Origin of the sequence: Lichenihabitans sp. Uapishka_5 (assembly GCF_033947565.1) — a bacterium.
In the GTDB taxonomy this organism is placed as follows: domain Bacteria; phylum Pseudomonadota; class Alphaproteobacteria; order Rhizobiales; family Beijerinckiaceae; genus Lichenihabitans.
Genome location: NZ_JARPVX010000024.1, coordinates 1 through 26,563, shown reverse-complemented (window position 1 = coordinate 26,563; position 26,563 = coordinate 1). Strand labels below are relative to the sequence as shown.

The window sequence follows — 26,563 nt, the reverse complement described above, 5'->3', positions numbered from 1 at the left end:
CGGTTCGGCCTCCATGGACCCTGCATGACGGTCTCGCGCTTCGCGCGCCCCTGGCTCGCCGGCGTTGTTCTGCTCGGCCTGGGCGGTCTGACCATAGCCCTGATGCACGGCGTCGCCGGGCCGGCGCCCCACCGGCGCGGGCCGGCCGACCCGACCGCCGATCTCGATACACGGATGCGCGAGGCCGATGCCGGGGCCGGAGCGCACTTGTTCGCCACCTGTGCGGCCTGCCATTCGGTGGGTCGTGGCGGCGTCGACCTCGACGGTCCCAACCTTTACGGCGTCGTCGGCGCCCCGGTGGCCGAGCGCCGGCCGCGCTACAATTATTCCTCCGCGTTGCGCCGCGTCGGCGGGCTTTGGACGCCGGCGCGGCTCGATGCCTGGCTGACCAGCCCCGCGGCCTTTGCGCCCGGCACCAACATGCCGTTCGAGGGGTGGGCCGACGGCCGCGACCGCGCCGACGTGATCGCCTTCCTGGCCCAGCAGGGCGGTCCCTCGCCGCCCTGAGCCACGGCGGGCGAGATCATGTCGCAACGGGCATTTTGCCTCGTTGAAGCAGGGCTGACGAAGGAAAGCTTAAGCGCGACGACACGGAACTACGGAGCACCACCGATGAGCGACGCCGCCACCCAGGAGATCTACCTGACGGGATTGCGCAACCAGCACGCAGTCGAAACGCAGGCGATCGGCACCCTTCAGAACGAGATCAGCTACACCAAGGCCTATCCGGACCTGCATGCCCGGATGCAGGCCGACAAGGAGCGTTCGACCACCCAGGCGGCGCGGCTCGACGCGCTGCTGGAGAAGCACGGCTCGCGCAAGTCGCTTGCCAAGGAAGCGGTGGCGGGCGCGGTCGCCACAATCGCGGGCTTCGCCCATGTGGGCTCGGACGACGACGTGTTGAAGAACGTCCTCGCGGCCATTGGCTTCAAGGCCTACGAGATCGCTTCCTACAAGGCGCTGATCGCGCTGGCGGGTGCCGCCGGGGCGAGCGGCGATATCGCGACGCTGGAACAGTCGATGAAGGAGGAGCAGGAAACCGGCGATTGGCTCGGGGAACACCTTCCGGCGCTCGTCACGGCCTATCTCGGCCACAAGCGGGGCTGATCCCCGCGGCTGCGGCGGCGTCCTACTTGATGCCGCCTGTGAAATGGACGCCGAGCAGCAGCACCGCCAGGGCGACGAGCGCCAGGGGCACGATCCAAAGCGCGAGGCGGCGTGGCGCCGTCTGCTTCGTGTCAGTGGCGATTGGCTTGCCGGCGTGACGGTCTGGACGATCTGTACTCATGCAAACCGAAACGCCGGCCGGGCGGAACGGCTGCGTCGCCCCGCTGCGACACGATCACCGGCTCGAGCCGGCGCTGACGAAACGAGCTGCATGAAGCTTCACGTGTTTTCCGACCTTCACTTGGGGTTCGCCGGGCAATGGCACCCCGAGCTGGCGCCCGGTGCCGAGGCGGTGGTCTGCGCCGGCGACGTGTGCGAGGGGCTGGTCGAAGCCATGCAGCTCCTGCGCAGCCACATTCCGGCTCCGACGCCGATCATCACGGTGGCCGGCAACCACAGCTTCTATGGTCGCGCCATGGATGACGAATGGCGGCGGGGCCGCGCGGCAGCCCAGGCGGCCGGCATCACCCTGCTGGAGAATGCGGCGGCGGTGATCGGCGGCGTGCGTTTCGTCGGCACCACCTTGTGGACCGATTATGCGGTGGAGGGCGAGGCGGAGCGTGGCCCCGCCATGGAGCGCGCCGCCCGCGAAATGAACGACCATCGTTTGATCGGCTGGCGTGCGGGCACACGCGATCGCTTCATGCCGGCCCATGGGCTGGCGCTGCACATCGATGCCGTCACGGCGCTGGATGCGCTGTTGGCCGAGCCTTTCGCCGGGCCGAGTGTCGTCGTCACCCACCACGCGCCGAGCCCGCGATCGATCCTGCCGCGCTACCGGGGCCACCCACTGAACCCGGCCTTCTGCTCGGACCTGACCGATCTGATCGTCCGGCACGCTCCTGTCGCCTGGGTGCACGGCCACATGCACGGCAGCGCCGATTACCGCATCGGCCCGACCCGGGTCATCAACAACCCGCATGGCTATGGCGGCGAGAATGCGCGCCACTTCAATCGGACGCTGATCCTCGACACTGACGTCCTCGCCTGACGGGCAGTCAGGCCTGACGGCGCACCAGCAGGGCGCCGGCCGCGAGACCGGCCGCCATCGCCAGATAGGCGCCCGCCATGGCGCGTCGGCTCAGCACGAACTCCCAGCCCGGGGTGAAGCGCTTCGGCGTGGCGCCGTAATCGACAACGGCGGCCAGCGCCGACACCGCCAAGGCGCCCCCGAAAGCGGCCGCCGGGGTGAGGCGAACACGCGAGCCCGCCCACCATTCATAACCGAGCGCCCAAAAGACGGTCGCGGCGTGATGGGTGGCGTAGCCGACCCCCGTATGGGCCGTATCGGCCTGCCGCACCGCCGCCGCGATCGGGCCATGGCGCCAATGCGACGTGGCATTGGTGGGCTGCCAGGCCGACTTGCCTGCCGCTTCTGCCAACACCATCAGGGCTGCGGTGGAGGTAAGGCTGCCGAGGCTGCCCGAAACCGTGGCGCGGAGCGCAAGCGGAAGCGTCATGGTGCGGCTCGCTGGTCGAGAAGGGTCGCTGCTGGGCCGCCGTTCACGCGGCCCCCGCATGCAGGCGGCAATGATCGAGGTAGGCCCGCTCGTGCCGTCCCACCAGTTCGACGATGCTGCCCCACATCCAGAGTGGCGCATCGAGTTCGCGGGTGTGGTCGCGCATCAGCTCCCGGCTCCAGCGCCGGCGTGCGTCGGCATCCATCTGCCGGGCGTGGGCATGGCCCACGACGGCGGCGAGGAAGCGCGCCGCTTCCACGGCCTCGCGCGGGGTCAACTGATCCATCTCGAGCTTGAGGTCTTGCGGCATCAACTCGCGCACCACCACGGACCGGCCCAGCAGTGTGGCGGGCAGCATGCGGTCGCCGAGATAAGGCGACAGCGCCCGGGCGCCGGTGACGACCCGCCGGGCGTTGTTATCGACAGCATGGTCCGCACGGGTCGGCGCCACGGAGGCCACTGCCTCCTTGATGTCGAGCAGGCAATAGCTGCGACCGTCCTTGCCGCCGCCGATGCGCAGCAGCACCGCATAGCGCAGGGTGCCGAGCGAGCTGCAACCCTTCACCCAATAGGCGGCATCCACCACCGTGACATCCTGATGAGTGCCGCGGCCGTGCACCGTCCCGATCACCGCGGCGGCCGCCTCGGACGAGACCAGCCGCTCCACGGCGTGAAGTTCTTCGGCTGACAGAGGCCAAAAGCGTTTGCCGAGCGGAATCTTCGGCTCGACCCGGTCGAGGCGCTCGAGCGCGAGGTGGCGCCAGCGCCGATGCGTCGCTTCGGCGATCACGGCCCGCACGGCCTTGCCGGCGCGGGCTTCCGACAGGCTTTCGTCATGGCCGTCGAGCGCGTCGCGATAGCCGTGGATCACCTGTTCCAGCATGTGGGCGGTGGCGATGCCGGGCAGGTTCGAGCCGCGCGCCGCCGCCGATAGCGACAGCCCGAGCCGGATCAGGTCATGGGCCGGATTGCCCAGCACGGTCTGGTCGAGGTCGCGGATCTGGATGTGGACCCGTCCGGCGGCATTGGCGGTCGGCCCGAGGTTGCCGATGTGGCAGTCGCCGCAGATCCACACGTCGGGTGCCGCCGGCACGGCGCTGTGGTCGATCTCCCGCAGCCACTGGTAGAACTGCGCCGTCGAGCCCCGCACATAGGCATGGGCCGAGCGGGCCATCTTGCGATCGCGCCTGGCTTCGAGCCGCGCCAGGCGATCGGCGGGATCGGGAAACGGCGTGACGCCGGCAGAACGCGACATGAGCCACCTGGAACGCGAGGGCTTCGGGACTCGCTCAACCGCTCGGACCCAGGTTGGTTCATGACGAAATTGTGGCTGCGCCGTTCTGCCGCCTGAGGCCGGGCGTGAGCGGCAAGGCCAGCCCGCAGAGGCCTGCCGACAGCCAAAAACTTTGCGCACCGAAATGCCCATACAGGAACCCGGAAGCGGCCGTCAGGATCGCGGTCGCGACATTGAGGCCGACCGTGGCGTAAAGCGTCTGGGCCGAGGCCGTGCGCTCGGCCGGCACGGTGGCGCCGATCAATTGCATGTTGGCGAGGTGCAGCAACGCGAAGGTGAGGCCATGCGTGAGCTGGATCGCCGCCAGAGCCGCCACCTGGCTGGTTTGCGCCAACACCGTCCAGCGTAGCACGCCCGCCAGGGCGGACAGGGCGGCACAGCGGGCGGGCCCGAGCCGTGCCAGCAACGGCGGTCCGACCAGCAGGAAGACCACCACCTCGGACGCCACCGACTCCGACCACAGGAGGCCGATCGTGCCGGCGGAAATACCGGCTTCGCGCCAGCGGATCACCGCAAAGGTGTCGTTGAGGGCGTGGCTGCCGATCACCAGCGCCGCCACCAGCATGATGCGCCGAAACAACGGGTCGGCCAGCAGGGTGCGCCATCCGGATCGCGGCTCTTGTACGCTGGCAGCATCCGGCTGCGGCGCCGGGGCGAGCCGCGCCAGGGCGCCGAGAAGGAGAAACAGCACGCCCGAGGTGGCCACGATGGTCCACAGACCCTTGGCGGCCACGAGCCGCCCCGAGGCGAGCGTGCCGAGGATGAAGGCGCCCGAACCGACCCCACGCACCCAGCCATATTGAAAGCTGGTTTCGCGTCGCGCCGCCGGTAGCGCGATGGCATCGGCCAGCGGTGCCAGGGGCGCGGTCGCAAAGGCATTCAGCAAGCTCAGCGCAAGCAGCGCTGCAAAGCCCGAACCGGCCAGATAGGTGAACGACAAGGCCCCGGCCATCAGCCCGAACACGGCCAGGGTGCCGCGGACGGCACGCCAGCGATCGGCAGCCGCACCGATGAACGGCGTGACGATGATGCGCACCACCGTGCCGCCCGCCAGCATCAGGCCGATCTGGCTCGGTGTGGCGCCCCGCTCACCCAGGAAGGCGGGCAGGAACGGCGATTCCGTCCCGTAGGCCAGGAACAAGGCGGCGAAGATCGCGGCAAGGGACGGGAATGACCCGTGCAAGATGCGCGGTCCGAGCCGAGGTCGATCCGCTCCGGATTCCGGCTGTCGCATCGGCGGCTCCGTTCAGCCGGTGGAGTGTTTCACGCCGCCTGCCGCGTGTCACGCGTGCCGGCCACCATCCAGAGCGCCGCCCCGGCCGCGGCCACCACCCCCATGGTGACGAAAGCGGCCGGGAAGCCGAGCCATTGCGCCACGGCGCCGGCGAGGATCGGGCTCAAGGCGGCGCCCGCCCCGAAGGCGGTCATCACCCCGGCGAGGCCCGCCGTCGCATGGCCGGAGCCGGCCATGATGCCGGACGCCAGGGCCGGGATCGCGACGCTGGCGAGGCCGGTCGCCACCCCTTCGAGAACCTGGACCGGCACGATCAGCCACCAGGAGGTGCCAAAGGCCGCGAGGCCGCCCCGGAGCGCCACGACGACCAGCGACACGGCCAGCACCCGGCCCTGGCCGGCATGTCGGGCCAGCACGGCCGCCCCGAGCGCCGCGCCGATGATGGTGACCTGGGTGATCACCGTCATGGTGGCGGTGGCCACGCTCGGGTTACTGCCGGCACTGGTGCGAGCCTGGGCCAGGAACGGCAGCATGGCGCCATTGGCGACCTCGAACAACAACACCGCGAGTCCCAGCACGATCAGGGGCCGCGAGCCCCGCATCGCCTGCCAGGTGGTGGTCTTGGCGGTTTCGCCGTCGGCGCTGCCCCGCGCCTGCTCGTGATCGATGCTGGACGCCGGGATGGCCAGCACCGCCAGCGTCGAAGCCACGGCCATCACCCCGATGGCGATCGCCACGAAGCCGAGGCCGAACCAATAGCCCAGCACCCCCGACAGCGCCGCATTGAGGGCATTGCCGGCATGGTTGAAGGCCACGTTGCGGGACACGCGCGTCTCGTAGGCGTCCTGTCCGACGATGCCGAGCGTCAAGGCGGCCAGGAGGGGCGCGATGCTGGTGTCGGCGACGCCGATAAGCCCTTGTGCAATGGCGATCACCCAGATGCTGCGGGTCGCCACCAGCAGCACGGCGCCGACCGCGATCCCGCAGACCGCGATCGCCAGGGCCATCCGCTTGGCCGTGGTGCGGTCCACCACGGCGCCGATCGGCGTGGTGGCCAGCAGGCCGGCGAGACCGGCCAACCCCATCGCGAGCCCCGTGGTGGCGGGGCTGAGACCCCGTTGTTGCAGGTAGACGCCGAGGAACGGCCCAAACCCTTCTTGTGCCCCCGCGACGGAAAAGTTGACGGCGTCGAGGGCCGAACCGATCTGCATGATGGATGTCGTTCCGTTGGCCCAGCCCGCAACGCGAACGGCGGCCGAGGGGATTTCGGCTCTGTGGGGCGTTGCCGCATGATCCGAATGCCGCCATCCGGCGTTGCCATTGTGCACCTGAACCCAGCGAGCCCGGATGCTTGATCGCCCACGACGCCCGACGGATCGGGTTTCAAGACCCGACGACCCGCTTTCGGAGCGTCTTCGCGACCTTTGCCGGGTGCTGACCGCGGCGGCCGAAGCGGGCGACGAGGCCCGCGCCGTCACCCCTGCCATCTGGGAGAGGCTGCGGGCATCGGGTCTGCTGATGGCACCGTTCCCGGTTGAACTCGGGGGTGACGACGTCGTGTCCGGCGTCCACCATGCCGACCTGTTCGACGTCCTGTGCCGGCTCGGGGCCGCCGACCTGTCTGTGGCCCGTCTGGTCGAGGGCCACATGAACGCGGTGCTGCTTGTGCGCCGCTATGGCACCGCCTCCCAGGTGGCGGCCCTGGCCGCCGCCATCGCGGCGGGCGGTCTGTCGGGCGTCTGGGGTGCCGAAGGCCCCGTGCCGCTGTCGGCCGAGCCGTGCGAGGGCGGCTGGCGGCTTGCGGGGGGTAAGATCCTGGCTTCTGGAGCCGGCACCGTGACGTATCCGCTGGTGCCGGTGCGGGTCGGCACCGAGCAGATGCTGATGATGCCGGTGCTGCAATCCGGCGAGCGGGTCGATCTGTCGGGCTGGACCGCGCAGGGCATGCGGGCGACCGCCACCGGCACTGTTGATCTCAGCGGCCTCGAAGTGCCGAAGGAGGGCGTAGTCGGCGACCCTGGCGATTTCATGCGCCAGCCGACTTTCTCGGGCGGGGCTTGGCGGTTTTGCGCCGTTCACCTCGGGGCGGCGGAGCGCCTCGTCGACCTGATGCGCCACCATCTGACATCGCGCGGCCGGGCCGGCGACCCCTACCAGCTGCAGCGTGTCGCCGAGGCCACGGCGGCCGTCACCACGGCACGCTTCTGGGTCGCGGCGGCGGCGCAACGGCTGGGCGAAGCGACGGCCACGCCCGAGACGGTCGTGGCCTTTGCCAACCTGACCCGCGGCGTCACCGAGCGTGCCTGCCTCGACGTGTTGGAGCGCGTCCATCGCGGCGTCGGGCTCGGGGGATTCCTGCGGCCCCACCCGATCGAGCGTATTTCGCGCGACCTCGCGACCTATCTGCGCCAGCCCGTGCCCGACCTTGCGATGGCGGATGCCGCGAAGGCGATCCTGGCGTCCGACCGCGACACCGCAACACTGTGGAGCGCGACGCCATGAAGGCCGGCGACCTCCACGCAGCCTGGCGGGCCCTGCCGATGGCGACCCCCTGGGACATCACGGGAGGCAAGCCCTTCGTGGTGATCTCGCCGCATCCCGACGACGAGTCGCTCGGCCTCGGCGGCCTGATCGCGGCCGCACGGGCCGATGGCATCGACGTGCGGGTGGTGGTGGTGAGCGACGGGGCGGGGTCGCACCCGAATTCGCGCCGGGTGCCACATGACGACCTGGTGGTGTTGCGACGCACTGAGACCGACGCCGCCGCACGGGCGCTCGGGCTCGCGCCCGGCAGCGTCACCCACCTCGACCTGCCCGATACCGCCGTGCCGATGGACGGGCTCGCCTTCGAGGCCGCAGTGGCGCATCTCGCGTCCGTGGTCGAGGCCTGCGGGGCGGCCTCCTGCTTCGTCACCTGGGGGCACGATCCGCATTGCGATCACGAAGCCGCCGATGCCATGGCGCGGCACCTGCGCCGGCACCGGCCGGCGCTGCGCTATTGGTCGTATCCGATCTGGGGTTGGCACCTCGACGCCGCCGAGACGGTCGCGGCCCCGGCGCCGAAAGGCTTCAGGATCGACATCGCGCCCTGGCAGGCCGCCAAGCATCAGGCCATCGCGGCCCATGCGTCGCAGATGACGGCCCTGATCGACGACGACCCCGAAGGTTTCCGCTTTACGGACGACACCCTGGCGCCCTTCCTGCAGCCGGTCGAGACCGTGTTCGAGCTGTCCGCATGAGTCGCCGCCGCGACACGATCGAGGCCGGCTATTTCGATGCGCTCTACAGCGCCGACCCCGACCCCTGGCGGTTCCGCACCAGCGCCTATGAACACGACAAGTACCGGGCGACGATCGAGGCGCTCGATCGGCCGCGCTATGCGGCGGCGCTCGAGGTGGGCTGCGCCATCGGGGTGCTGACCCGGCAACTCGCCGCGCGATGCGACCGGCTGCTCGCCATCGACGGGTCTTCTGTGGCACTTGCGCAGGCGCAGCGCGATTGCGCCGCGCTGGCCCATGTGGACTTCGCCTGCCGCATGGTGCCGGCCGGGTTTCCGTCCGGCCGCTACGACCTGATCGTGTTGTCCGAGGTGCTGTATTATCTCACGGCCGCCGACCTCGAGGCGGTGGCGCAACGCTGCTGCGACGCCCTGCAGCCCGGCGGCACGATCGTACTGTGCCATTGGCTGGGCGAAACCGACTACCCGCTGACCGGTGACCAGGCAACCGACGGATTCGCCGCGACGGCGCTCAGGCGATCTCTGGTTCGGGAGCGGCTCGCAGGCGAGGTCTACCGGTTGGAACGCTTCCGGGCCCCTTGACGGGATCGCTCGCGAGGCGTCGCAGCAAGGCCTCGGCCCGGGCGATCTGCCGGGGCAGGTCGGCGGGCCGCAGGGTGCAATGACGGCGCAGGCTGGGACATTCGGCTTGCACACGCTCCCACACCGGCTCGAACGCTCCGGTGTTGTCCTGACCCACCAGCGCCTGCCAGGCCGGGCGATCCAGACCGAGGCGCCGCGCCCAGCCCGGGTCCGCCAGCGTGCCGGCCGCATGGGCCTGCCGCAGCCTGCCGCGCAGCAGCGCCCGCCGCAGCAGCGCCAGCACCAGCTCCACGTCGTCGTCGCACGGGGCCTCCTCGACGGCGTGGCGCAGCCGCATCGTATCGGCGGCGCCCCCCTTGGCCCGCCCATCAAAGCGGCAGGAGGTGGCGACCGTGACGCTCATCGGATGGCGCACCCGCAGGCCGGCCGCCTCGATGGCCCGGGTGAAGGCCGCATCCTCGCCGAGCGCCACCGCGGGCAGGCCGCCGACCGCCCGATAGGCCAAAAGCGTCACCGCGAGGCTCGCCCCGGACGACACCCGGTGGTTCGGCCAGGGGTCGTGCGGGCGGGGGTCGCAGCGGGCATAGATTTCGGCGATCTGGCGCAGGTAGCGGTCTTCCAGCCGGCCGCGCCGCACGAAGCGTGGTCCGAGCCGCATGATCTCCTCCGGCAGGGCGTCGATATAGCCGGCCACGCAGTCGACCGGTCGCGCCATCTCGGTCCGGGTGGCCGCGAACCAGGTCGGGGACACGAGGGAATCCGCATCGGTGGTGAGCAGCAGGCCCTGGTGGCAGCCGGCCACCTCAAGCCGATCGGCCGCGAGGTCCATCGCGGCCTTGCGGGCCCAACCGGCATTGGCGCGCGCGGGCTCATGCCGGGCCGACACCACCCGCAGCGGATGCGGGCAGGTTTCGGCAAAGCGGGTCACCACATCGGCGGTGTTGTCCGAACAATTGTTGGCGTAGACCAGGATTTCGAAGGCGCCCGCCTCGATCGGCGCTCCGCAGCCGTCGCGCTGGGTCGCCAGGGCCGCCAAACAGGCCTCGATCCGCCCGGCTTCGTTGCAGGCCGGGATCGCGACGATCGCCGATGCCTGTCCGGCCTGAAACGTGGCTGCGAGGCCGGAATCCATCATCGAATGATCCTACAATGCAGGTCGCTTAAGGCCGTTTTGCCACGGGCTGCACTAACAAACGGCAGCCGCGCGAAATGCCGCATCACCCGGCTGCCCATTCTGACCGGCTGAACCAGCGGTGACGAAGGGCGTCATTCACGGCCGAGGCTGGTCGGGCGTCGCCTCGATGCGCTACGACCATCGGGGCGCGTCGCTCGACTGTCGCGCCGGAGATGCCCATGCCGGTTGAACCCCGCGCCCTGCTGAGGAGCCTGTTCGACGCCGCGGTGGCCAGTGCCACACCGCGCCTGCGCTTGCCGGCGTGCCTGCCTGAACCGCCGGCCGGTCGCACCCTGGTGGTCGGGGCCGGCAAGGCCGCCGCCGCCATGGCGCAAGCGCTGGAAGACCTGTGGCCGGGCCCGCTGACGGGCCTCGTCGTCACCCGGTACGGCCATGCGGTGCCGTGCCGGACCATCGAGGTGGCGGAGGCCGCCCATCCGGTGCCGGACCATAACGGCGAACGGGCAGCCGCCCGCATGCTGGCCCTGGTGGCGGACCTCGGCCCCGACGATCTGGTGCTGGCCCTGGTGTCGGGCGGCGGCTCGGCGCTGCTCAGCCTGCCGGCCCCCGGGCTGACGCTCGCCGACAAGCAGGCCGTCAATGCGGCGCTGCTGCGCTCGGGCGCCTCGATCGTCGAGATCAATCAGGTCCGCAAGCACCTGTCGGCCATCAAGGGCGGCCGGCTTGCGGCGGCCGCCTGGCCGGCGCGCGTCGTCACCCTGGTGATCTCGGATGTGCCCGGCGACGATCCCGCTGTGATCGCCTCGGGGCCGACCGTGCCGGACGGCTCGACCTTTGCGGAAGCGCTGGCGGTGCTCGAGCGCTACGGTATCGCGGGCCCGGCCGGCGTGCTCGACCACCTGCGCCGCGCCGCAAACGAAACCCCGAAGCCGGGCGATCCACGGCTGGCCCGCGCCAGCACGGTTCTGATCGCAACACCGCAGCAGGCGCTCGAGGCCGCGGCCGCCACGGCGCGGCAGGCCGGCGTGACGCCCTTCATTCTTGGTGACGCCATTGAGGGCGAAGCCCGCGAGGTGGCGCGCGTCATGGCGGCGATCGCCCGCCAGGTGCGCCTGCGCGGGCAACCGGCCCCGCCGCCGCTCGTGCTCCTGTCGGGCGGCGAAACCACCGTCACGCTGCGCGGCGACGGGCGGGGCGGGCGCAACGTCGAGTTCCTGCTGGCGCTTGCGGTGGCGCTCGACGGTCTGCCGGGCGTTTTCGCACTCGCCGGCGATACCGATGGGGTCGACGGGGCCGAGGAGGTCGCAGGTGCGGTTGTGACGCCCGACACCTTGGCCCGCGCCGTCGCGCTCGGCCTGTCGCCGCGGGCGCGCCTCGACGCCAACGACGCCCACAGGGTTTTCGCAGGCTTGGGCGACCAGGTCGTCACCGGCCCGACCCTCACCAACGTCAACGACTTCCGCGCCATCCTGGTGCTCGGCGACTGAGCGGCGGCCCTCAGGCTTGACCTGCCGGCCGTTCCCATGCCATCCACCCGACCTCCCATCCCAGCGAGCGGCTTGCATTCGATGCACCCGCGCAAGTGACGGAACCGAAATGGCAAGAGAACGAGAGCACGGTCGCGACCGCGAGGAGCGCGACAACGAATTCGTGGACAAGCTGGTCCACATCAACCGCGTCGCCAAGGTGGTGAAGGGCGGCCGTCGCTTCGGCTTTGCGGCGCTCGTCGTGGTCGGCGACCAGAAGGGCCGCGTCGGCTTCGGACACGGCAAGGCACGCGAAGTGCCGGAAGCCATCCGCAAGGCCACCGACGCCGCCAAGCGCGGGCTGATCCGCGTGCCGCTGCGCGAAGGCCGCACCCTGCACCATGACGTGCATGGCCGCCATGGCGCCGGCAAGGTGATCCTGCGCTCGGCTCCGGCCGGGACCGGCATCATCGCGGGTGGCCCGATGCGCGCCATCTTCGAGACGCTCGGCATGCACGACGTCGTGGCCAAGAGCCAAGGCTCGTCGAACCCCTACAACATGATCCGCGCGACCTTCGATGCCTTGAAGCAGGAAGATTCGCCGCGCGCCGTTGCGGCTCGCCGCACCATGAAGGTCTCCGTTCTGCAGGGCCGCCGTCAGGGCGTCGATGCAGATGCGGTTGACGCGTGATCGGGAGGGCATGAACGATGGCTTCCGACAAGAAGATCACGGTCCAGCAGACCGGTAGTCCCATCGGCCGCCCGGCCGCTCAGCGCGCGACGCTGATCGGCCTCGGCCTCAACAAGATCGGGCGCCAGTCGGTGCTCGAAGATACGCCGTCCGTGCGGGGCATGATCGCCAAAGTGGCGCACATGGTCCGCGTGGTCGAAGCGAACTGAGCGGAGGCGGGATCATGAGACTGAATGACATCGCCGACAACGCCGGTTCGTCGAAGGATCGCATGCGGGTCGGCCGGGGCATCGGCTCCGGCAAGGGCAAGACAGGCGGCCGCGGCGTCAAGGGCCAGAAGGCGCGCTCCGGCGTCGCCATCAAGGGCTTCGAGGGTGGTCAGATGCCGCTGCATCGGCGCTTGCCGAAGCGTGGCTTCAAGAACATCTCGACCCTCGACTACAACGAGGTGAACCTCGGCCGCATCCAGCAGGCCGTCGATGACGGCAAGCTTTCGGGCGCCGTCACGGTGGCGTCGCTGATCGAGGCCGGTGTGGTGTCGAAGGCGCGCGACGGCGTCAAGATCCTCGGCATGGGCGAGCTGACGGCGGCTCTCCAGTTCGAGGTGGCGGCTGCGTCGAAGTCGGCCCAGGAAGCCATCGGCAAGGCCGGCGGCTCCGTCAACCTGCTGCCCGCCAAGGTGGCCAAGACCGCCAAGGTGGTCAAGGAGGCTGCGGCCTCCTAAGCCGGATCGCGGTTCCCTGGTGGGACGGCCGGGCTTGCCTCGGTCGTCGCAGGGTCTGGGCGCCGCGTTCTGTCTGCCACGCCATGCTTTCGGATGCCCGGTCGCAGACGGGGCATCCGGGGTGAGGCTCAATTTCGGCGTGGCGCTTTCGCGCCCTCCACGATAAGTCCGAAGCGGGGCGCATGGGCCTGATGCCCATCGTCCCGCTTTTTTCGTAGAATATCCCGGGAGCCCGGGATGGGGCAGCCGCCCCTTGGAGCGCCTCATGGCATCGGCAGCGGAACAGCTCGCGGCGAACATCAACTTCTCGGCCTTCTCCAAAGCCGAGGATCTGAAAAAGCGCATCTGGTTCACCCTGGGCGCCTTGGTGATCTACCGCCTCGGCACCTACATCCCGTTGCCCGGCATCGATCCCGCCGCCTTCGAGGCCTCGTTCACGGGACACAAGCAGGGCGTGCTCGAACTGTTCAACATGTTCTCCGGCGGGGCCGTGCAGCGCATGGCGATCTTCGCGCTGAACATCATGCCCTACATCTCGGCCTCCATCATCATTCAGCTGATGACCTCGGTCATCCCGTCGCTCGAGACGCTGAAGAAGGAAGGCGAGGCTGGCCGCAAGGTCATCAACCAATATACCCGCTACCTCACCGTCATCCTGGCGACGTTCCAGGCCTATGGCATCGCGGTCGGGTTGTCGGCGCAGGGGGGCGTTGTCACCGAGCCGGGGGTGTTCTTCATTGTGTCGACTGTCATCACGCTGGTCGGCGGCACCATGTTCCTGATGTGGCTCGGCGAGCAGATCACCTCGCGCGGCATCGGCAACGGCTCGTCGCTGATTATCTTCGCCGGCATCGTGGCGGCCTTTCCGGCCGCCATCGCCAACACCCTGGAGCTCGGTCGCCAGGGCGCCATCTCGACGCCGCTGATCCTCGTTGTCATCGTCATGGCGGTGGCCGTGATCGCCTTCATCGTGTTCATGGAGCGGGCACAGCGTCGGCTGCTCATCACCTATCCGAAGCGTCAGGTCGGCAACCGGGTCTACGAAGGGCAGACCTCGTTCCTGCCGTTGAAGCTCAACACCGCCGGTGTCATTCCGCCGATCTTCGCGTCGTCGCTGTTGCTGCTGCCCACTACCATCGCGAACTTCTCGGCCAATGCCGGCACCGGCGGTTGGCTCGGCACGATCACGGGCCTGCTCGGCCACGGGCGGCCGCTCTACATCCTGCTCTACGTGGCGATGATCGTGTTCTTCGCCTTCTTCTACACGGCTGTGGTGTTCAACCCCACCGAGACGGCCGACAACCTCCGCAAGCACGGCGGCTTCCTGCCCGGCATTCGACCCGGCGAGCGTACCGCGGCCTTCATCGACAAGGTGCTGACCCGCATCACGGTGCTGGGCGCCGCCTATATCGCGATCATCTGCGTCCTTCCCGAACTGCTCATCTCCTACGCGGCCCTGCCTTTCTACTTCGGTGGCACTTCCCTCCTGATCGTTGTCAGCGTTACCATGGACACCGTGGCGCAGATTCACGGGCACCTTCAGGCACACCAGTATGAAGGGCTCATCAAGAAGTCGCGCTTGAGAGGGAAGAAACGATGAGGATCATCCTCCTGGGGCCGCCCGGCGCCGGCAAGGGAACACAAGCCGCCCGCCTGATGGCGCTGCACGGCATTCCGCAACTCTCGACCGGCGACATGCTGCGTGCCGCCGTGAAGGCCGAGACCCCGACGGGCCTCCGGGCCAAGGATGTGATGGCCTCGGGCCAGCTCGTGTCGGATGAGATCGTGGTCGGCATCGTGGCCGAGCGTATCGAAGAAGAAGACGCCAAGGGGGGCTTCATCCTCGACGGCTTTCCGCGCACGGTCGCCCAGGCGAAGGCGCTCGATGTCATGTTGCGGCAGAAGGGTAAGCCGCTCGATGCCGTGATCGAGCTCGGCGTCGACGAGGACATGCTGGCCGGCCGCATTGCCAAGCGGGTCGAGGAAACTATTGCGGCCGGGGGCACCGTGCGGCTCGACGACAATGCCGAAGCGTTCCGGGTGCGGTTGGCCGCCTACCGGGACCTGACCGCTCCGGTGTCCGATTATTATCGCCAGACCGGTCAATTGCAGCGGGTGGACGGCATGGCGCCGATCGCCGATGTGACGGGTCAGATCGACACGCTGCTGTCGGCCCCGGCCGGAGCCAGCCTCCGCTAAAATGAAAGCGTTTGTCGCCGGATAAGCTCGGCTCCGGCAGTCTGGGAGTGACGGCCGCACCGTCGGTCGAAGGTGGATCGCAATCCGATCTGTCGCTGCGAACCCGTTGGGGGCGCGCAGCGACAGCCAGGTTGGTGGCTCAGGCGGTGTCGTCGAGCGACCGCCACTTGCGGCCGCTCTCGGCCAGCAGATCTTCGGCACCCTTCGGCCCCGTGGCGCCCGACGGATAGATTTCCGGCGTGCCTTCCTTCCAGGCGTCGAGGATCGGCTGCACCACCCGCCAAGCGTCCTCCACCATGTCGGCGCGGTTGAACAAGGTCGCGTCGCCGATCATCACGTCATACAGCAGCGTTTCATAGCCGACGCTGGGCTCCTGCTTGAAGAAGTCCTTGTAGGCGAAATCCATGCGGACCGGGGCCAACACCACCTCGGGGCCCGGCTTCTTCACCTCGAAATGCAGCGAGAAGCCTTCCTCGGGCTGAATGTGGATCACCAGCCAGTTGGCCGAAAGCTGCGACACGTTGGTGCCCGCGAAGGTTTGCAAGGGCGCCGGCTTGAACCGCACTGCGATCTCGGTGACGCGGTTCTTCAGGTGCTTGCCTGTGCGCAGGTAGAACGGCACGCCGGCCCAGCGCCAGGAATCGATGCCGACCTTCAGCGCCACATAGGTCTCGACGTTCGAGTCGGGAGACACGTTGGGCTCCTGCCGGTAGGCCGCCTTTTCCTTGCCCTGAACGGTGCCGGCCCCGTATTGGCCTCGCACGGCATCCTCGGGCTTCAGCGGGGGCATGCTGGTGAAGATCTCGGCCTTGCGGTTGCGCACGCCCGTCGCGTCGAAGCTCACCGGCGGCTCCATGGCCACCATGGCCAGCAGGGTGAACAGGTGGTTCGGCACCATGTCGCGTAGGGCGCCCGTCGCCTCGTAGAACTTGCCGCGTGCCTCGACCCCCACGACCTCGGCGGCCGAAATCTGCACATGGTCGATGCGGTCACGGTTCCAGAGCGGCTCGAACATGCCGTTGGCGAAGCGGAAGGCCGCGATGGCCTGTACGGTTTCCTTGCCGAGGAAATGATCGATGCGGAAGATCTGATTTTCTTCGAGCGAGTCGAGCAGCGTCTTGTTGAGCTGCACGGCCGACTCGACATCGTGCCCGAAGGGTTTCTCCACCACCACACGGCGCCAATGGCTGTCGTCTTGCTTCGTCAGCCCGGCCTTGCCGAGCTCGGTCGCCACGGTGCCGAAGAAGCGATCCGCGATCGCCATGTAGAAGATGACGTTGCCGCCCTTGAACCCGGCCTTGTCGATCGCCGCCCCGACATCGTTGTAGAGGTCGGGCTTGGTCATGTCGCCTTTGACATAACTCATGGTGGCCGCGAGGTTCTTCCAGGTGTCTTCGTCGATCTTGTCGACGTCGAACTCCGACGAGGCATTGCCGACGAAGCTTTCCAGCATGTCGTGCAGGTGCTTGGCCCAGGCCGCCGCGTCGCCATCGGCCAGGTCGACGCCGATCAGGGCGACCTTCTCGGGAAGCTGCTTCTTGGTGGCGAGGTTGTAGATGGCCGGCATGACGAGGCGCTTCGTCAGGTCTCCGAAGGCGCCGAAGATCACGATGGCGCAGGCCTCGGGATGGTCGGCCTTCTTGGGTTCCGTTGTGGGCATCGAATCGGCCAAGGCGCTCTCCTGGATATTGCGGCGAACAGGCGGCTGCGGCCGAGCGACGCGCACGGTGCAGCCGATGCCCTGCGAACGATTGGGATGTGCCTTAAGTTGCCGGGCTCGTTCAGGCGGCCGTTGGCTTGGCCTGCGCCACGCGCTCGACGGCGAACCCCCGGCCGGCTGCCGTGAAGGTTTCGCGCACCACGAATCCGTCATCGGGCGACATGGGGCCGATCAGGATCGGGCCGGTCGGCATGATGAGGGTCGCCTGATCGCGGACGAAGATCAGGATGTGCCGGTTGTGCGGCAGCAGGATCGCGGCCCAGCTCTTCAACGTCGAGAAATACGGCTCCTTGCGCCACGCCTGCGGGGCCGAAGCGTCCACCTGGATGTAGATGAAGCCGTTGCGGGGATACAGGGCGGCCGTCAGCTTGGAAACATTTGGCTTCCAGATGTCGGGCAGGCTCGCATCGGTGCGCCACAGGCAGAAGAAGTGTCGGCAATCGTCGGGCCGGCTGTCGTAGATGCGGCAGCTCGAGCCGATCGTGCAATGCGTGCACCAGGCCCCCTCCGGCTTGCCGAGCGCCTCGATCTTGTAAACCTTGCAGCACATCGTGCAGGAGCCGCATTCCCGGCCCCGCACGAGAGGCGCCTGATTATGCGCCGCGTTGAAATCCATCGAACCGGCTGTCCCGTGTCGCGATCATGCGCCGCGAGTCTAGCAAGGCGCGCAGGGCCGGTCACGTCGAACCGGCGTCATTTGTTCGTCACGGCGATCCCGTCCTTGCCGACGTTGATCTGCACCCCCTGCGGTTCCTTGTGGTCCTGGTAGCTCTGGTAGCCCAGCACCGCCACCACGGCCACCAGCGCGACGACGATCAGATAAAGGAGGTTGCGGTTCATCGTCTGCCTATCGGACTTTTGCGACCCATCCGCGACGGACGAGCTCAAGCTGCAAATATTGTCGCGCCGGCGATGTCCGGCTCGTGGTCCCGGGCATTGCCAGCATTGGCTTGAGCCAAGCTTAACCCTGTGGCGAGCCGGGCTTGCGGATAACCTCCGCCGCTCACCTTCGCTTAGTTTCTGCGGCGCAAGAACGAGGCACACTTACAACGCGAATGCCCCGGAGCCGCCGCATGACCTCGTCCCCCTACCGTCTCGTCACCCGCAGCGACTTCGACGGCCTCGTTTGCGGCATGCTGCTCCGCGAGAAGGGGCTGATCGACGAGATCAAGTTCGTCCATCCCAAGGACATGCAGGATGGCCTGGTGCCGATCACCGGCCGGGACATCATCACCAACCTTCCCCATGTGGCGGGCTGTCACCTCGCCTTCGACCATCATTCGAGTGAGGTCGACCGCCACGGCGCGACGCCCGACAACCATGTGATCGACGCGACGGCCCCCTCGGCAGCCCGGGTGGTCTACCGCTATTTCGGTGGCGCCGCAGCCTTCCCGAACGTCGGCGACGACCTGATGGCGGCCGTCGACAAGGCCGACTCGGCCCAGTTCAGCCGCGACGAGATCCTGGCGCCGCACGGCTGGACGCTGCTGAACTTCCTGATGGATTCGCGCACCGGTCTCGGCCGCTTCCGCGACTTCCGGGTGTCGAACTACGAGCTGATGATGCAGCTCATCGACAAGTGTCGGCACCTTGGCGTCGACGAGGTGCTGGCGCTGCCGGACGTGCGCGAGCGCATCGACCTTTACGAGGCCCATCAGGCGCTCTTCGCCGCGCAGGTGGCCCGCTGCACCACGGTGCACGGCAGCCTCGCCTTGCTCGACCTGCGCGACGAGGAGGTCATCTACGCCGGCAATCGCTTCGCCATCTATGCGATGTTCCCCAACTGCTCGATCTCGGCCCACGTGATGTGGGGCCTGAAGCAGCAGAACACGGTGTTCGCCATCGGCAAGTCGATCCTCGACCGCTCGTCGCCGGTCGACGTCGGCGGCATCTGCGCCAGCTATGGCGGCGGTGGCCACGAGGCGGCCGGCACGTGTCAGATCCCCAATGACCGGGCCGAAACCGTCAAGGCCGAGCTCATTGCCCGCCTTAATCCGAAACTGATGGCGGATGCAGCGTAAGGGCAGCGTGCAGCCACGCAGAGCGGTATGGAAACTGCGGCATTACCGATTTGAAGAGAGGCTACAAGGGCCGGGCAAATCAAATAGAGTTTCCGGCACCTAGGCTTTCCCCATGAGCGACAATTTTCCCCACCCTGTGTGGCATCATCTCCGAAGTGCCATCCGAGGCGGTTAGGATCGTACAGATCCAGGAGGTCTGCGAGATCGGCATCCACGCTTTCGCCAAGTCCGACAGCTGACCAACGAGGAGATTCAAGAGAACGCCATGGGCTTCCTGATGGCAGCGACCTTGCTGGAACGCACGATTCCGCATGGCGGCGAGAATAATTTAAAAACGCCCGCGGCGTGAGCCGCGGGCGCATCCGGCTATGTGGCGGGTTCGATCAGGCCTGCACAAGGACCTTCCGGCGCTTGGCGCGGTAGCCAAGAACACCGAGACCGAAGAGGCCGGCGGCGAAAAGCGGCGCCGACGACGGCAGCGGGACGGAAGAGACCGCCAGGGACCCGCCGTAAGACGGCGTGTCGCTCGTGGTGCCGCTGACCTGCAGGTAATAATTATTGGCAGGTTGCAGAAAGGCCTTGAGCTTCGTGCCTTGCGTTTCTGGCGGAGCATTCGGATCGGTGCTGGTGAACGACGTCACCAACGTTCCAGAACCGATGCTGCCGCTGTAGAGAGCCAGCGTAAAGTCGGAGATGTATTGCGCTGCGGACGAGTAGGAGTTCGTGATCGATGCCGAGAAGGAGGCGGTCGAGACGGTGGAGAAGGTTGCGTAATCCGTGAACGTGCCTTTGACCGTGTTCATCCACGATCGGGAGTCGTTCGCGGGTGTTCCCGTGACAACCCCGAAGGAAATGGTCGAGGCATGGGCCGGAGCGATAGCCGGGAAAATAACAGCGCCGGCGAGCAAGCCTATCCTAAGCAATGACGTCATGAGTAACATCCTCGGGGACGCAATGTCCCCGGTCACGAAAATTGATCTCGGAATCTGGCACACTAATTTAAGATAAAAACGCAGACATAATATGTTCTTGTAACAAAAATGTCTACGTTCACTTACATTTGTTTGTTTTGTAATAATAAGTTCAAATATTATCATTTGTTGAGACGCTAAAACTCGGCGGTAGGCCGCTTTTGCAAGATGTCGATCCATCTTTTCACATAAAGCATAGTCGAACCTGACCGGTGGAATTGCCGCGACGTTCGACGAGCCGGAGTGGGGCACAGTGGCGCCCGGCCTCGTGGAATAAACAGGGACCCATTGCGTGTTCGATCTTGTTATTTAACTTGTGCAGCCCGAACTGGTCCGCGCTGCCAGGACGCCGTGAAAATCGTGTTTAGGGAGGACCTTCCCCCTTGACGCCGGGTTTGATTGTTCCTCTTCTGTTCCTATGGATCCGGAGGCTTCATCCCGCAAGATCATCCATGTCGACATGGATGCCTTCTATGCGTCCGTCGAGCAGCGGGACGATCCCGCGCTGCGCGGCCGGCCGCTCGCGGTTGGCGGCTCACGCGAGCGCGGCGTCGTGGCGGCCGCGAGCTACGAGGCGCGCCGCTTCGGGGTTCGGTCGGCGATGCCTTCCGTCACGGCGCGGCGGCTTTGCCCGGAGCTGTTGTTCGTGTCGCCCCGCTTCGACGTCTACAAGGACGTGTCGGCGCAGATCCGGGCCATCTTCGAACGCTACACCGATGTGATCGAGCCCTTGTCGCTCGACGAGGCCTATCTCGACGTCACGGCCGACCCCGCCGGCCTCGGCACCGCCACCGCGATCGCCGAGGCCATCCGGGCCGCGATCCGCGCCGAGACCGGCCTGACGGCCTCGGCCGGCGTGTCCTACAACAAGTTCCTGGCCAAGCTCGCTTCCGACCACCACAAGCCCGACGGGCTCTGCATCGTCACCCCTCGCCAGGGCGAAACCTTTGTGGCCGGCCTGCCGGTGTCGCGCTTTCACGGCGTCGGCCCGGTCACGGCCGCCAAGATGGCCCGACTCGGCATCGCCACCGGCGCCGACCTGAAGAACCAATCGCTGGCCTTCCTGCAGGACCAGTTCGGCAAGTCGGCCGATTATTATTATTGGGCTGCGCGGGGGCGTGACGAGCGGCCGGTGCGGGCGCATCGCATTCGCAAGTCGATCGGCGCCGAGCGCACCTTTCCGGTCGACCTGCGGGCCGAAGCGGACCTGCTCGCCGCGCTGGGGGAGATCGCCACCAAAGTGTGGGATCGCGTGACCTCCGGCAACAGCTTCGGCCGCACCGTCACCCTGAAGGTCAAGTTCGACACGTTTCGCCAGCTGACGCGGGCCCAGAGCCATGCCGATGTGGTGACTTCGTTCGAACGTTTCGCGGCTTCCGGGGGCGGCCTGCTGCGCGACCTCTGCCCGATGGAGCGCGGCGTGCGCCTGCTCGGCATCACGCTGTCAGGTTTCGAGCCACCACGCGACCTGCGGGAAGAACAGCTCGGCTTCGAGATCTGAGGCCCGCAGAGCCTTGGTGTCGTTGAGGCGCATGGGTTTCGTCGCGGGGCCGGCTTGGCTATGGACAAGGATGAATTCCGGACCCCATGCGCCCCGATAGCCTCAATCCCTTGTTCGCCGCGGCCAAGACCCTGAAGGGGGTGGGGCCGAAGCTCGCGCCGACGCTCGACCGGCTTATCGGCCGCGATGCGCGGGTGCTCGACCTCGCGCTGCATCTGCCGACCGGCGTCATCGACCGGCGCGCCCGCCCCCGGGTCGTCGAGGCCGCGCGCGACCAGGTGGTGACGCTCGAGGTGCGGGTGGTCAATCACCAGCCGCCGGCCCAGAGCCGCTCCGGCAAGGCGCCGTTTCGGGTGCTGGTCGAGGACGACACCGGCACCGTGACGCTGATCTTCTTCCACAACAGCGCCGCCTGGATCGGCAAGATGCTGCCCGTGGGCGCCACCCGCTGGGTGTCGGGCCGGCTGGAGCTGTGGGACGGCCACCTGCAGATGGTGCACCCCGACCGGGTGATGACGGCCGAGGACCTGGCCACCATGCCGGCGGTCGAGCCCATTTATCCGCTGACCGAGGGGCTGTTCCCCCGGGTGCTCGGCCGCATCGTGGCGGACGCGCTCGTGCGCGTCCCGGTCCTGCCCGAGTGGCAGGACGACAACCGCCGCATCCTGCGCGGCTGGCCGGAGTTCCACGCCGCTCTGGCGACGCTGCACCGGCCCGCCAAGCCGGCCGATGTCGAGCCCACGAGCCCCGCCCATCAGCGCCTCGCCTATGACGAACTGCTGGCGAGCCAACTGGCCCTCGCCAGCGTGCGCGGGCGGCTGCGCGCCGGCGATGGGCGACGCACGCTGGGCACCGGCGCCATCGCGGATCGGCTCGAGGCGGCGCTGTCGTTCCGCCTGACGGACGGGCAGGCGCAGGCCCTGGCCGAGATCCGCGCCGACCTCGCGGCGCCCGAGCGCATGCTGCGGCTGCTGCAGGGCGACGTCGGCTCGGGCAAGACCGTGGTGGCGTTGCTGGCCATGGTGACGGCCGTCGAGGCGGGCCGGCAGGCGGCCCTGATGGTGCCGACCGAGATCCTGGCCCGCCAGCATCACGAGCGCCTGAGCGCGCTCGGTGCCACCGTCGGCCTCGTGGTGGAACTGGTCACCGGCCGCGACCGGCCGAAGGAGCGGGAGGCGAAGCTCGCAGCCCTGGCGTCGGGGGCCATCCACATCGTGGTGGGCACCCACGCGCTGTTCACCGACCCGATCGCCTTCCGCGACCTCGGCCTCGTGGTGGTGGACGAGCAGCATCGCTTCGGCGTCAACCAGCGCCTCTTGCTGGCCGAAAAAGGCACCGCGGCCGACATGCTGGTGATGACCGCCACCCCCATCCCCCGCACCCTGGTGATGACGGTGTTCGGCGACATGGACGTTTCGATCCTGCGCGAAAAGCCGGCCGGGCGGCAGCCGATCACCACCGTGCTGATCGGCGCCGAGCGGCTGGACCAGGTGGTGGCGGGTCTGGCGCGCGCCATCCGGGACGGCGCCCGGATCTATTGGGTGTGCCCGCTGGTCAGCGAAAGCGAGCACAGCGACCTCGTGGCGGCCGAAGACCGTTACGCCGCCCTGCGGGAAGCCTTCGGCGACGCGGTGCGGCTCGTCCACGGCCAGATGAAGGCGGTCGAGAAGGATGTGGCCATGGCGGATTTTGCCGCCGGTCGAGCCCAGGTGCTGGTCGCCACCACGGTGATCGAAGTGGGGGTCGACGTGCCCGAAGCGAGCGTCATCGTGATCGAACATGCCGAGCGCTTCGGCCTCGCCCAGCTGCACCAGTTGCGCGGCCGCGTCGGGCGCGGCGCCGCGAAGTCGAGCTGCGTGCTGGTCTATCGGGGGCCGCTCGGCGAAACCGGCGAGGCGCGGCTGCGGGTCATGCGCGACACCGAGGACGGCTTCGTCATCGCCGAAAAGGACCTCGAGCTGCGCGGCGAGGGCGAGCTCATCGGCACCCGCCAGTCGGGCCTGCCGACCTACCGCGTGGCGCGGCTCGACCAGCATGGCGCCCTCCTGGCCGAAGCCCGCGAGGAGGCCGCCGGGATCTTCGCCGACGATCCGCAGCTTGCGTCCGATCGCGGCGTGCGGCTGCGCACGTTGCTCTACCTGTTCGAGCGCGATGCCGCCGTGCGGTTGCTGGCCGCGGGATAGCGTCGTGCCGTCGGCGAGGCCGAAACAACACACCTCAGCGCGAATCGGCGCGCCGTCGGGCGGGCCGCGGGACCTCGATGCCACCCTTGTACATTCTGCGTTCAGGGCCGGTGATCCAGAACGGTCCCGATCAACCGAGAAAGTTCCCGATGACGCTGTTCCGCACCTTCTGCACCGCCGGCCTGCTTTTGTCCGCCGCCGTCGCGCCCGCCCTGGCGGCCGGCCCCCAGGCGCCGACTGCCGAGGACAAGCTGCAGGCCGCCTGCTACCCGGACGTCGAGAAGCTCTGCAAGGACGCCATGCCGGACGAGGCCAAGGTCGCGGCCTGCATGAAGCAGCACAAGAGCGAGATCAGCGCCAAATGCGAGGCCGCCTATAAGGAATCCGGCCGCACCGACTGAGCCGTCGGACGCTTCTCGCCGTTGCGGCCCAGTCCTCATGGCTGGGCCGTTTGTTGTTGTGGCGCCCGCACGGACGACCGGGCGCTGGCGCTGGCCTTGCGCGTCGGCCATGAAGCGCAGACCATCGCTCAAGGACCATGGAGGCGTGGGCCTCACGATGGGACGGCCCCGCCGTCAAAGCCCAGGCTGAAGGGAAAACACGATGCGCAACCCACTCAAGGAGCGTTGGGCGGCAGGGCGCCCGGTGCTGAACGGCTGGCTGTCGATCGCCAACCCGTTCTCGGCCGAGATCATGGCGGCCCAGGGCTACGACAGCCTGACCGTCGACCTGCAGCACGGGGTCGTCGACGCCCAGGCCATGGTGGGGCTGTTGCAGGCCATGCGGGCCAGCGGCGTGGTGCCGCTCGCGCGCGTGCCCTGGCTCGATCCGGCCGCCGTGATGCGGGCCCTCGATGCCGGCTGCCTCGGCGTCATCGCCCCGATGATCGACACGCCCGAACAGGCGGCGGCGCTGGTGTCCTATCTGCGGTATCCGCCGGTCGGCACGCGCTCGTTCGGGCCGACGCGGGCGGCCTTCTCGGTCGGCATGCCTTATGACGGCACGGCCGACGACCACATGCTTGGCTTCGCCATGATCGAGACGGCGGCCGGGTTCCGCAACCTCGAGGCCATCGCTCGCACGCCGGGGCTCGATGGGCTGTATGTCGGCCCGTCGGACCTGACGATCGCGTTGACGGGGCGGCGCTACCGCTTCGGCCTCGACCGGGAGGAGCCGGAGATCATCGAGGCTTTTCAGGCCATCCTGCGCTCCGCCAAGGCGGCCGGATTGCGCACCGGCCTGCATTGCGGCTCGGCCGCTTATGCGGCGCGCGCGGTCGGCTGGGGGTTCGACATGGTGACGCTGCCGGGCGACGTGCAGCTCCTGGCGAGCGGCGCCGCCGCAAGCCTCGCCGAGGTCCGCGAGCGGCTGGGCGAGGCCGCCGTGCCGGCGGCCCGTTCCGCCTACTAGGGCGCCGGCGCCGTCAGCCCCCGAGGCCCGGCTGTGCCTGCCCCGGGAAGGCGCGGCGCAGAATGTCGAACTGGGCCTGCACCCCGGCGGCCGCGCTGCGCGGCGCTTCCACCGGCTTGGCATGCACCTGGGCGTCGAGCTGCACGATGCGCGCATGCACCCGCAGCGACTGCGCCGTGAACTCCTGCAGATCCTCGGGCAGCTGGGCGAACTGGCTCGCCTGCGAGGCGATGCCCTGGCTCGATGCCGTGAGCCGTTGCCGCCCGCGGGCCGCGTCGTCGTCGGCGATCTCGCCGTCGTTGACGGCCTTCTGCACCAGCAGCCAGGACGCGATCTGCATCAGCCGTGTCGTCAAGCGCATGCTTTCGGCCGCATAGGCCAGCGCCAGCGGGCGCGGCAGCCCCTTCGACTGTTGGCGGCCGGGGCCGTCCAGATAGGCCGCAACCTCCTCGACGAGCCGCATCCCATCCTGGAACAGCGCCTTGAACTGTTGGGACGAGGCAAGCCGATCGGCGAAGCTCACCGTGTTGTCCCGAAATTCCGTGCTCGCCATCTTCGACCTCGCTTGCGTCACGGCCCGACGGACAAGGGGGGCCATGCCCGCCTTGTCTCGTTTTGAACCGCTTCGTTGTAACTGTCGGGATGGTTGCAAGCACCGCGCCGGAGCGCCCGTCCCCATGTTAACTTCCGCTTAAGGTTAACGCGGCGTCGACCGTCAGCATGATCTTGCCGACATGGTGGCCGGCCTCCATACGGCGGTGCGCGTCGGCGGCTTCCCGCAGCGGGAAGCTGCGATCCATCACGGGCCGCACCGTGCCGGCTTCGATCAGCGGCCACACCTCCGCTTCGAGCGCCCGCGCGATGGCGGCCTTCTCGTCGATGCTGCGGGGCCGGAGGGTCGATCCGGTATGGACCAGCCGCTTGGTCATCAGCTTGGTGAAGTCGACCGTCGCGGTTGCGGCCTCGAGGAAGGCGATCTGCACGATGCGGCCGCGCTCGGCCGCGGCCTCGTAGTTGCGTCCCACATAGGAGCCGCCGACCATGTCGAGGATCACGTCGGCGCCGCGCCCGCCGGTCGCCTCCTTTACGGCGGCGACGAAATCCTGGGCGCGGTAGTCGATGGCGCCGTCGGCGCCGAGCGACAGGATGGCCTGGCATTTCTCGGGTGAGCCGGCCGTGGCCAGCACGGTTGCCCCAAAAGCCTTGCCGAGCATGATCGCCACCGTGCCGATGCCCGAGGTGCCGCCATGCACCAGCAGCGTGTCCCCGCGCTTCAGGCCGCCGCGGTCGAACACGTTGGTCCAGACCGTGAAGAAGGTTTCGGGCAGGGCCGCGGCCTCGAGCAGCCCGAGCCCGGCCGGCACCGGCAGCACCTGCGGCTCGGGCGCCACGACATAGCCGGCATAACCGCCGCCGGGCGTCAGGGCGCAGACTGCGTCGCCCAAAGCATAGCGCCCGGCGCCCTCGCCCAAGCCCGCCACGAGGCCGGCGACCTCGAGGCCCAGCAGGTCGGAGGCGCCGGGCGGCGGCGGATAGGCGCCCTTGCGCCTGTCTCTTATACACATCT

General features: G+C 68.4%; 28 protein-coding genes. 17 read left to right on the top strand and 11 right to left on the bottom strand.

The genetic code is table 11. From position 1 onward, the window contains the following. Nucleotides 1–24 precede the first annotated feature (24 nt). Both P7D22_RS11020 and P7D22_RS11015 read left to right on the top strand, forming a co-directional pair. Complete coding sequence (locus tag P7D22_RS11020) at nucleotides 25–507, top strand: c-type cytochrome (RefSeq protein ID WP_319934282.1); 483 nt, start codon at nucleotides 25–27, stop codon at nucleotides 505–507. A 105-nt stretch (nucleotides 508–612) separates the two neighbouring features. Continuing rightward, nucleotides 613–1,107, top strand: a complete 495-nt coding sequence (locus P7D22_RS11015; protein WP_319934281.1) for a DUF892 family protein — start codon at nucleotides 613–615, stop codon at nucleotides 1,105–1,107. A 22-nt stretch (nucleotides 1,108–1,129) separates the two neighbouring features. On the opposite strand, the gene P7D22_RS11010 is transcribed toward P7D22_RS11015, so the two are convergent. Beyond that, nucleotides 1,130–1,288 (bottom strand): hypothetical protein, encoded by a 159-nt coding sequence (locus P7D22_RS11010; protein WP_319934280.1) that lies wholly within the window; start codon nucleotides 1,286–1,288, stop codon nucleotides 1,130–1,132. A gap of 90 nt (nucleotides 1,289–1,378) precedes the next feature. On the opposite strand from P7D22_RS11010, the gene P7D22_RS11005 reads away from it, so the two are divergent. Continuing rightward, on the top strand, nucleotides 1,379–2,158 hold the full coding sequence (locus tag P7D22_RS11005) for a metallophosphoesterase (RefSeq protein WP_319934279.1): 780 nt from the start codon (nucleotides 1,379–1,381) through the stop codon (nucleotides 2,156–2,158). A 7-nt stretch (nucleotides 2,159–2,165) separates the two neighbouring features. On the opposite strand, the gene P7D22_RS11000 is transcribed toward P7D22_RS11005, so the two are convergent. The 4 genes from P7D22_RS11000 to P7D22_RS10985 all read right to left on the bottom strand — a co-directional run bounded on the left by P7D22_RS11000 (nucleotide 2,166) and on the right by P7D22_RS10985 (nucleotide 6,366). Continuing rightward, entirely contained in the window at nucleotides 2,166–2,627 is a 462-nt protein-coding gene (locus P7D22_RS11000; protein WP_319934278.1) for a hypothetical protein, read from the bottom strand. 43 nt (nucleotides 2,628–2,670) lie between these two features. Further along, nucleotides 2,671–3,882 (bottom strand): DUF2252 family protein, encoded by a 1,212-nt coding sequence (locus P7D22_RS10995; protein WP_319934277.1) that lies wholly within the window; start codon nucleotides 3,880–3,882, stop codon nucleotides 2,671–2,673. 58 nt (nucleotides 3,883–3,940) lie between these two features. Further along, a complete protein-coding gene (locus tag P7D22_RS10990) occupies nucleotides 3,941–5,104 on the bottom strand; it encodes an MFS transporter (RefSeq protein WP_319934276.1) in 1,164 nt (387 codons plus the stop codon). A gap of 80 nt (nucleotides 5,105–5,184) precedes the next feature. Continuing rightward, complete coding sequence (locus P7D22_RS10985; RefSeq protein ID WP_319934275.1) at nucleotides 5,185–6,366, bottom strand: MFS transporter; 1,182 nt, start codon at nucleotides 6,364–6,366, stop codon at nucleotides 5,185–5,187. A gap of 136 nt (nucleotides 6,367–6,502) precedes the next feature. Between P7D22_RS10985 and P7D22_RS10980 the strand changes: the two genes are divergently transcribed. Genes P7D22_RS10980 through P7D22_RS10970 form a run of 3 tightly spaced genes read left to right on the top strand, consistent with a single transcriptional unit; the run spans nucleotide 6,503 to nucleotide 8,975 of the window. Further along, entirely contained in the window at nucleotides 6,503–7,657 is a 1,155-nt protein-coding gene (locus P7D22_RS10980; protein WP_319934274.1) for an acyl-CoA dehydrogenase family protein, read from the top strand. Then, nucleotides 7,654–8,394, top strand: coding sequence for a PIG-L deacetylase family protein (locus tag P7D22_RS10975; protein ID WP_319934273.1), 741 nt, complete (start codon nucleotides 7,654–7,656; stop codon nucleotides 8,392–8,394). The genes P7D22_RS10980 and P7D22_RS10975 overlap by 4 nt, the downstream gene beginning before the upstream one ends. Further along, nucleotides 8,391–8,975 carry a class I SAM-dependent methyltransferase gene (locus tag P7D22_RS10970; protein ID WP_319934272.1) on the top strand — a complete coding sequence of 195 codons (585 nt, stop codon included), beginning with the start codon at nucleotides 8,391–8,393 and terminating at the stop codon, nucleotides 8,973–8,975. Before P7D22_RS10975 ends, P7D22_RS10970 begins: the two co-directional genes overlap by 4 nt. Here P7D22_RS10970 and P7D22_RS10965 read toward each other — a convergent pair. Further along, nucleotides 8,905–10,110, bottom strand: coding sequence for a glycosyltransferase (locus tag P7D22_RS10965; protein ID WP_319934271.1), 1,206 nt, complete (start codon nucleotides 10,108–10,110; stop codon nucleotides 8,905–8,907). The genes P7D22_RS10970 and P7D22_RS10965 overlap by 71 nt on opposite strands. Nucleotides 10,111–10,328: 218 nt before the next feature. On the opposite strand from P7D22_RS10965, the gene P7D22_RS10960 reads away from it, so the two are divergent. From P7D22_RS10960 to P7D22_RS10935, 6 genes are all read left to right on the top strand, one after another. Then, entirely contained in the window at nucleotides 10,329–11,597 is a 1,269-nt protein-coding gene (locus P7D22_RS10960) for a glycerate kinase type-2 family protein (RefSeq protein ID WP_319934270.1), read from the top strand. A 109-nt stretch (nucleotides 11,598–11,706) separates the two neighbouring features. Then, a complete protein-coding gene (rpsE, locus tag P7D22_RS10955; protein WP_319934269.1) occupies nucleotides 11,707–12,267 on the top strand; it encodes a 30S ribosomal protein S5 in 561 nt (186 codons plus the stop codon). A 17-nt stretch (nucleotides 12,268–12,284) separates the two neighbouring features. Beyond that, entirely contained in the window at nucleotides 12,285–12,476 is a 192-nt protein-coding gene (rpmD, locus tag P7D22_RS10950; protein WP_319934268.1) for a 50S ribosomal protein L30, read from the top strand. 14 nt (nucleotides 12,477–12,490) lie between these two features. Beyond that, on the top strand, nucleotides 12,491–12,991 hold the full coding sequence (rplO, locus tag P7D22_RS10945) for a 50S ribosomal protein L15 (protein ID WP_319934267.1): 501 nt from the start codon (nucleotides 12,491–12,493) through the stop codon (nucleotides 12,989–12,991). A gap of 265 nt (nucleotides 12,992–13,256) precedes the next feature. Then, the gene (secY, locus tag P7D22_RS10940) at nucleotides 13,257–14,591 is read left to right on the top strand and encodes a preprotein translocase subunit SecY (protein ID WP_319934266.1); all 1,335 of its coding nucleotides are present in this window, start codon (nucleotides 13,257–13,259) and stop codon (nucleotides 14,589–14,591) included. Beyond that, entirely contained in the window at nucleotides 14,588–15,190 is a 603-nt protein-coding gene (locus tag P7D22_RS10935; RefSeq protein ID WP_319934265.1) for an adenylate kinase, read from the top strand. The genes secY and P7D22_RS10935 overlap by 4 nt, the downstream gene beginning before the upstream one ends. Before the next feature lie 139 nt (nucleotides 15,191–15,329). Here the strand turns inward: P7D22_RS10935 and zwf are convergent, their stop codons facing one another. From zwf to P7D22_RS10920, 3 genes are all read right to left on the bottom strand, one after another. Then, nucleotides 15,330–16,862 carry a glucose-6-phosphate dehydrogenase gene (gene zwf / locus P7D22_RS10930; protein WP_319934264.1) on the bottom strand — a complete coding sequence of 511 codons (1,533 nt, stop codon included), beginning with the start codon at nucleotides 16,860–16,862 and terminating at the stop codon, nucleotides 15,330–15,332. Between the two features lie 109 nt (nucleotides 16,863–16,971). Beyond that, the gene (locus P7D22_RS10925) at nucleotides 16,972–17,526 is read right to left on the bottom strand and encodes a hypothetical protein (protein ID WP_319934263.1); all 555 of its coding nucleotides are present in this window, start codon (nucleotides 17,524–17,526) and stop codon (nucleotides 16,972–16,974) included. A 77-nt stretch (nucleotides 17,527–17,603) separates the two neighbouring features. Beyond that, nucleotides 17,604–17,750 carry a hypothetical protein gene (locus P7D22_RS10920; RefSeq protein ID WP_319934262.1) on the bottom strand — a complete coding sequence of 49 codons (147 nt, stop codon included), beginning with the start codon at nucleotides 17,748–17,750 and terminating at the stop codon, nucleotides 17,604–17,606. 233 nt (nucleotides 17,751–17,983) lie between these two features. Between P7D22_RS10920 and P7D22_RS10915 the strand changes: the two genes are divergently transcribed. After that, complete coding sequence (locus P7D22_RS10915; protein WP_319934261.1) at nucleotides 17,984–18,931, top strand: exopolyphosphatase; 948 nt, start codon at nucleotides 17,984–17,986, stop codon at nucleotides 18,929–18,931. Between the two features lie 383 nt (nucleotides 18,932–19,314). Here the strand turns inward: P7D22_RS10915 and P7D22_RS10910 are convergent, their stop codons facing one another. After that, the gene (locus tag P7D22_RS10910; protein ID WP_319934260.1) at nucleotides 19,315–19,863 is read right to left on the bottom strand and encodes an FxDxF family PEP-CTERM protein; all 549 of its coding nucleotides are present in this window, start codon (nucleotides 19,861–19,863) and stop codon (nucleotides 19,315–19,317) included. A gap of 457 nt (nucleotides 19,864–20,320) precedes the next feature. Here P7D22_RS10910 and dinB point away from each other — a divergent pair, with 457 nt between their 5' ends. The 4 genes from dinB (at nucleotide 20,321) to P7D22_RS10890 (ending at nucleotide 24,996) form a co-directional block, all read left to right on the top strand. Then, nucleotides 20,321–21,403, top strand: coding sequence for a DNA polymerase IV (gene dinB / locus P7D22_RS10905; RefSeq protein WP_319934259.1), 1,083 nt, complete (start codon nucleotides 20,321–20,323; stop codon nucleotides 21,401–21,403). Between the two features lie 86 nt (nucleotides 21,404–21,489). Beyond that, nucleotides 21,490–23,586 carry an ATP-dependent DNA helicase RecG gene (gene recG, locus P7D22_RS10900; RefSeq protein WP_319934258.1) on the top strand — a complete coding sequence of 699 codons (2,097 nt, stop codon included), beginning with the start codon at nucleotides 21,490–21,492 and terminating at the stop codon, nucleotides 23,584–23,586. A gap of 149 nt (nucleotides 23,587–23,735) precedes the next feature. Next, entirely contained in the window at nucleotides 23,736–23,987 is a 252-nt protein-coding gene (locus tag P7D22_RS10895; RefSeq protein ID WP_319934257.1) for a hypothetical protein, read from the top strand. A 202-nt stretch (nucleotides 23,988–24,189) separates the two neighbouring features. Next, the gene (locus P7D22_RS10890) at nucleotides 24,190–24,996 is read left to right on the top strand and encodes an HpcH/HpaI aldolase family protein (RefSeq protein ID WP_319934256.1); all 807 of its coding nucleotides are present in this window, start codon (nucleotides 24,190–24,192) and stop codon (nucleotides 24,994–24,996) included. A 13-nt stretch (nucleotides 24,997–25,009) separates the two neighbouring features. Here the strand turns inward: P7D22_RS10890 and rcdA are convergent, their stop codons facing one another. Next, nucleotides 25,010–25,549, bottom strand: coding sequence for a protease adaptor protein RcdA (gene rcdA, locus P7D22_RS10885; protein WP_319934255.1), 540 nt, complete (start codon nucleotides 25,547–25,549; stop codon nucleotides 25,010–25,012). Nucleotides 25,550–26,563: the final 1,014 nt, after the last annotated feature.

What these genes read in the sequence shown, in the direction of transcription:
- P7D22_RS11020 (WP_319934282.1), top strand. Translation starts at nt 25, where the DNA reads ATGACGGTCTCGCGCTTCGCGCGCCCCTGGCTCGCCGGCGTTGTTCTG.
- P7D22_RS11015 (WP_319934281.1), top strand. Translation starts at nt 613, where the DNA reads ATGAGCGACGCCGCCACCCAGGAGATCTACCTGACGGGATTGCGCAAC.
- P7D22_RS11010 (WP_319934280.1), bottom strand. Translation starts at nt 1,288, where the DNA reads ATGAGTACAGATCGTCCAGACCGTCACGCCGGCAAGCCAATCGCCACT.
- P7D22_RS11005 (WP_319934279.1), top strand. Translation starts at nt 1,379, where the DNA reads ATGAAGCTTCACGTGTTTTCCGACCTTCACTTGGGGTTCGCCGGGCAA.
- P7D22_RS11000 (WP_319934278.1), bottom strand. Translation starts at nt 2,627, where the DNA reads ATGACGCTTCCGCTTGCGCTCCGCGCCACGGTTTCGGGCAGCCTCGGC.
- P7D22_RS10995 (WP_319934277.1), bottom strand. Translation starts at nt 3,882, where the DNA reads ATGTCGCGTTCTGCCGGCGTCACGCCGTTTCCCGATCCCGCCGATCGC.
- P7D22_RS10985 (WP_319934275.1), bottom strand. Translation starts at nt 6,366, where the DNA reads ATGCAGATCGGTTCGGCCCTCGACGCCGTCAACTTTTCCGTCGCGGGG.
- P7D22_RS10980 (WP_319934274.1), top strand. Translation starts at nt 6,503, where the DNA reads ATGCTTGATCGCCCACGACGCCCGACGGATCGGGTTTCAAGACCCGAC.
- P7D22_RS10975 (WP_319934273.1), top strand. Translation starts at nt 7,654, where the DNA reads ATGAAGGCCGGCGACCTCCACGCAGCCTGGCGGGCCCTGCCGATGGCG.
- P7D22_RS10970 (WP_319934272.1), top strand. Translation starts at nt 8,391, where the DNA reads ATGAGTCGCCGCCGCGACACGATCGAGGCCGGCTATTTCGATGCGCTC.
- P7D22_RS10965 (WP_319934271.1), bottom strand. Translation starts at nt 10,110, where the DNA reads ATGATGGATTCCGGCCTCGCAGCCACGTTTCAGGCCGGACAGGCATCG.
- P7D22_RS10960 (WP_319934270.1), top strand. Translation starts at nt 10,329, where the DNA reads ATGCCGGTTGAACCCCGCGCCCTGCTGAGGAGCCTGTTCGACGCCGCG.
- rpsE (WP_319934269.1), top strand. Translation starts at nt 11,707, where the DNA reads ATGGCAAGAGAACGAGAGCACGGTCGCGACCGCGAGGAGCGCGACAAC.
- rpmD (WP_319934268.1), top strand. Translation starts at nt 12,285, where the DNA reads ATGGCTTCCGACAAGAAGATCACGGTCCAGCAGACCGGTAGTCCCATC.
- rplO (WP_319934267.1), top strand. Translation starts at nt 12,491, where the DNA reads ATGAGACTGAATGACATCGCCGACAACGCCGGTTCGTCGAAGGATCGC.
- secY (WP_319934266.1), top strand. Translation starts at nt 13,257, where the DNA reads ATGGCATCGGCAGCGGAACAGCTCGCGGCGAACATCAACTTCTCGGCC.
- P7D22_RS10935 (WP_319934265.1), top strand. Translation starts at nt 14,588, where the DNA reads ATGAGGATCATCCTCCTGGGGCCGCCCGGCGCCGGCAAGGGAACACAA.
- P7D22_RS10925 (WP_319934263.1), bottom strand. Translation starts at nt 17,526, where the DNA reads ATGGATTTCAACGCGGCGCATAATCAGGCGCCTCTCGTGCGGGGCCGG.
- P7D22_RS10920 (WP_319934262.1), bottom strand. Translation starts at nt 17,750, where the DNA reads ATGAACCGCAACCTCCTTTATCTGATCGTCGTCGCGCTGGTGGCCGTG.
- P7D22_RS10915 (WP_319934261.1), top strand. Translation starts at nt 17,984, where the DNA reads ATGACCTCGTCCCCCTACCGTCTCGTCACCCGCAGCGACTTCGACGGC.
- P7D22_RS10910 (WP_319934260.1), bottom strand. Translation starts at nt 19,863, where the DNA reads ATGACGTCATTGCTTAGGATAGGCTTGCTCGCCGGCGCTGTTATTTTC.
- dinB (WP_319934259.1), top strand. Translation starts at nt 20,321, where the DNA reads ATGGATCCGGAGGCTTCATCCCGCAAGATCATCCATGTCGACATGGAT.
- recG (WP_319934258.1), top strand. Translation starts at nt 21,490, where the DNA reads ATGCGCCCCGATAGCCTCAATCCCTTGTTCGCCGCGGCCAAGACCCTG.
- P7D22_RS10895 (WP_319934257.1), top strand. Translation starts at nt 23,736, where the DNA reads ATGACGCTGTTCCGCACCTTCTGCACCGCCGGCCTGCTTTTGTCCGCC.
- P7D22_RS10890 (WP_319934256.1), top strand. Translation starts at nt 24,190, where the DNA reads ATGCGCAACCCACTCAAGGAGCGTTGGGCGGCAGGGCGCCCGGTGCTG.
- rcdA (WP_319934255.1), bottom strand. Translation starts at nt 25,549, where the DNA reads ATGGCGAGCACGGAATTTCGGGACAACACGGTGAGCTTCGCCGATCGG.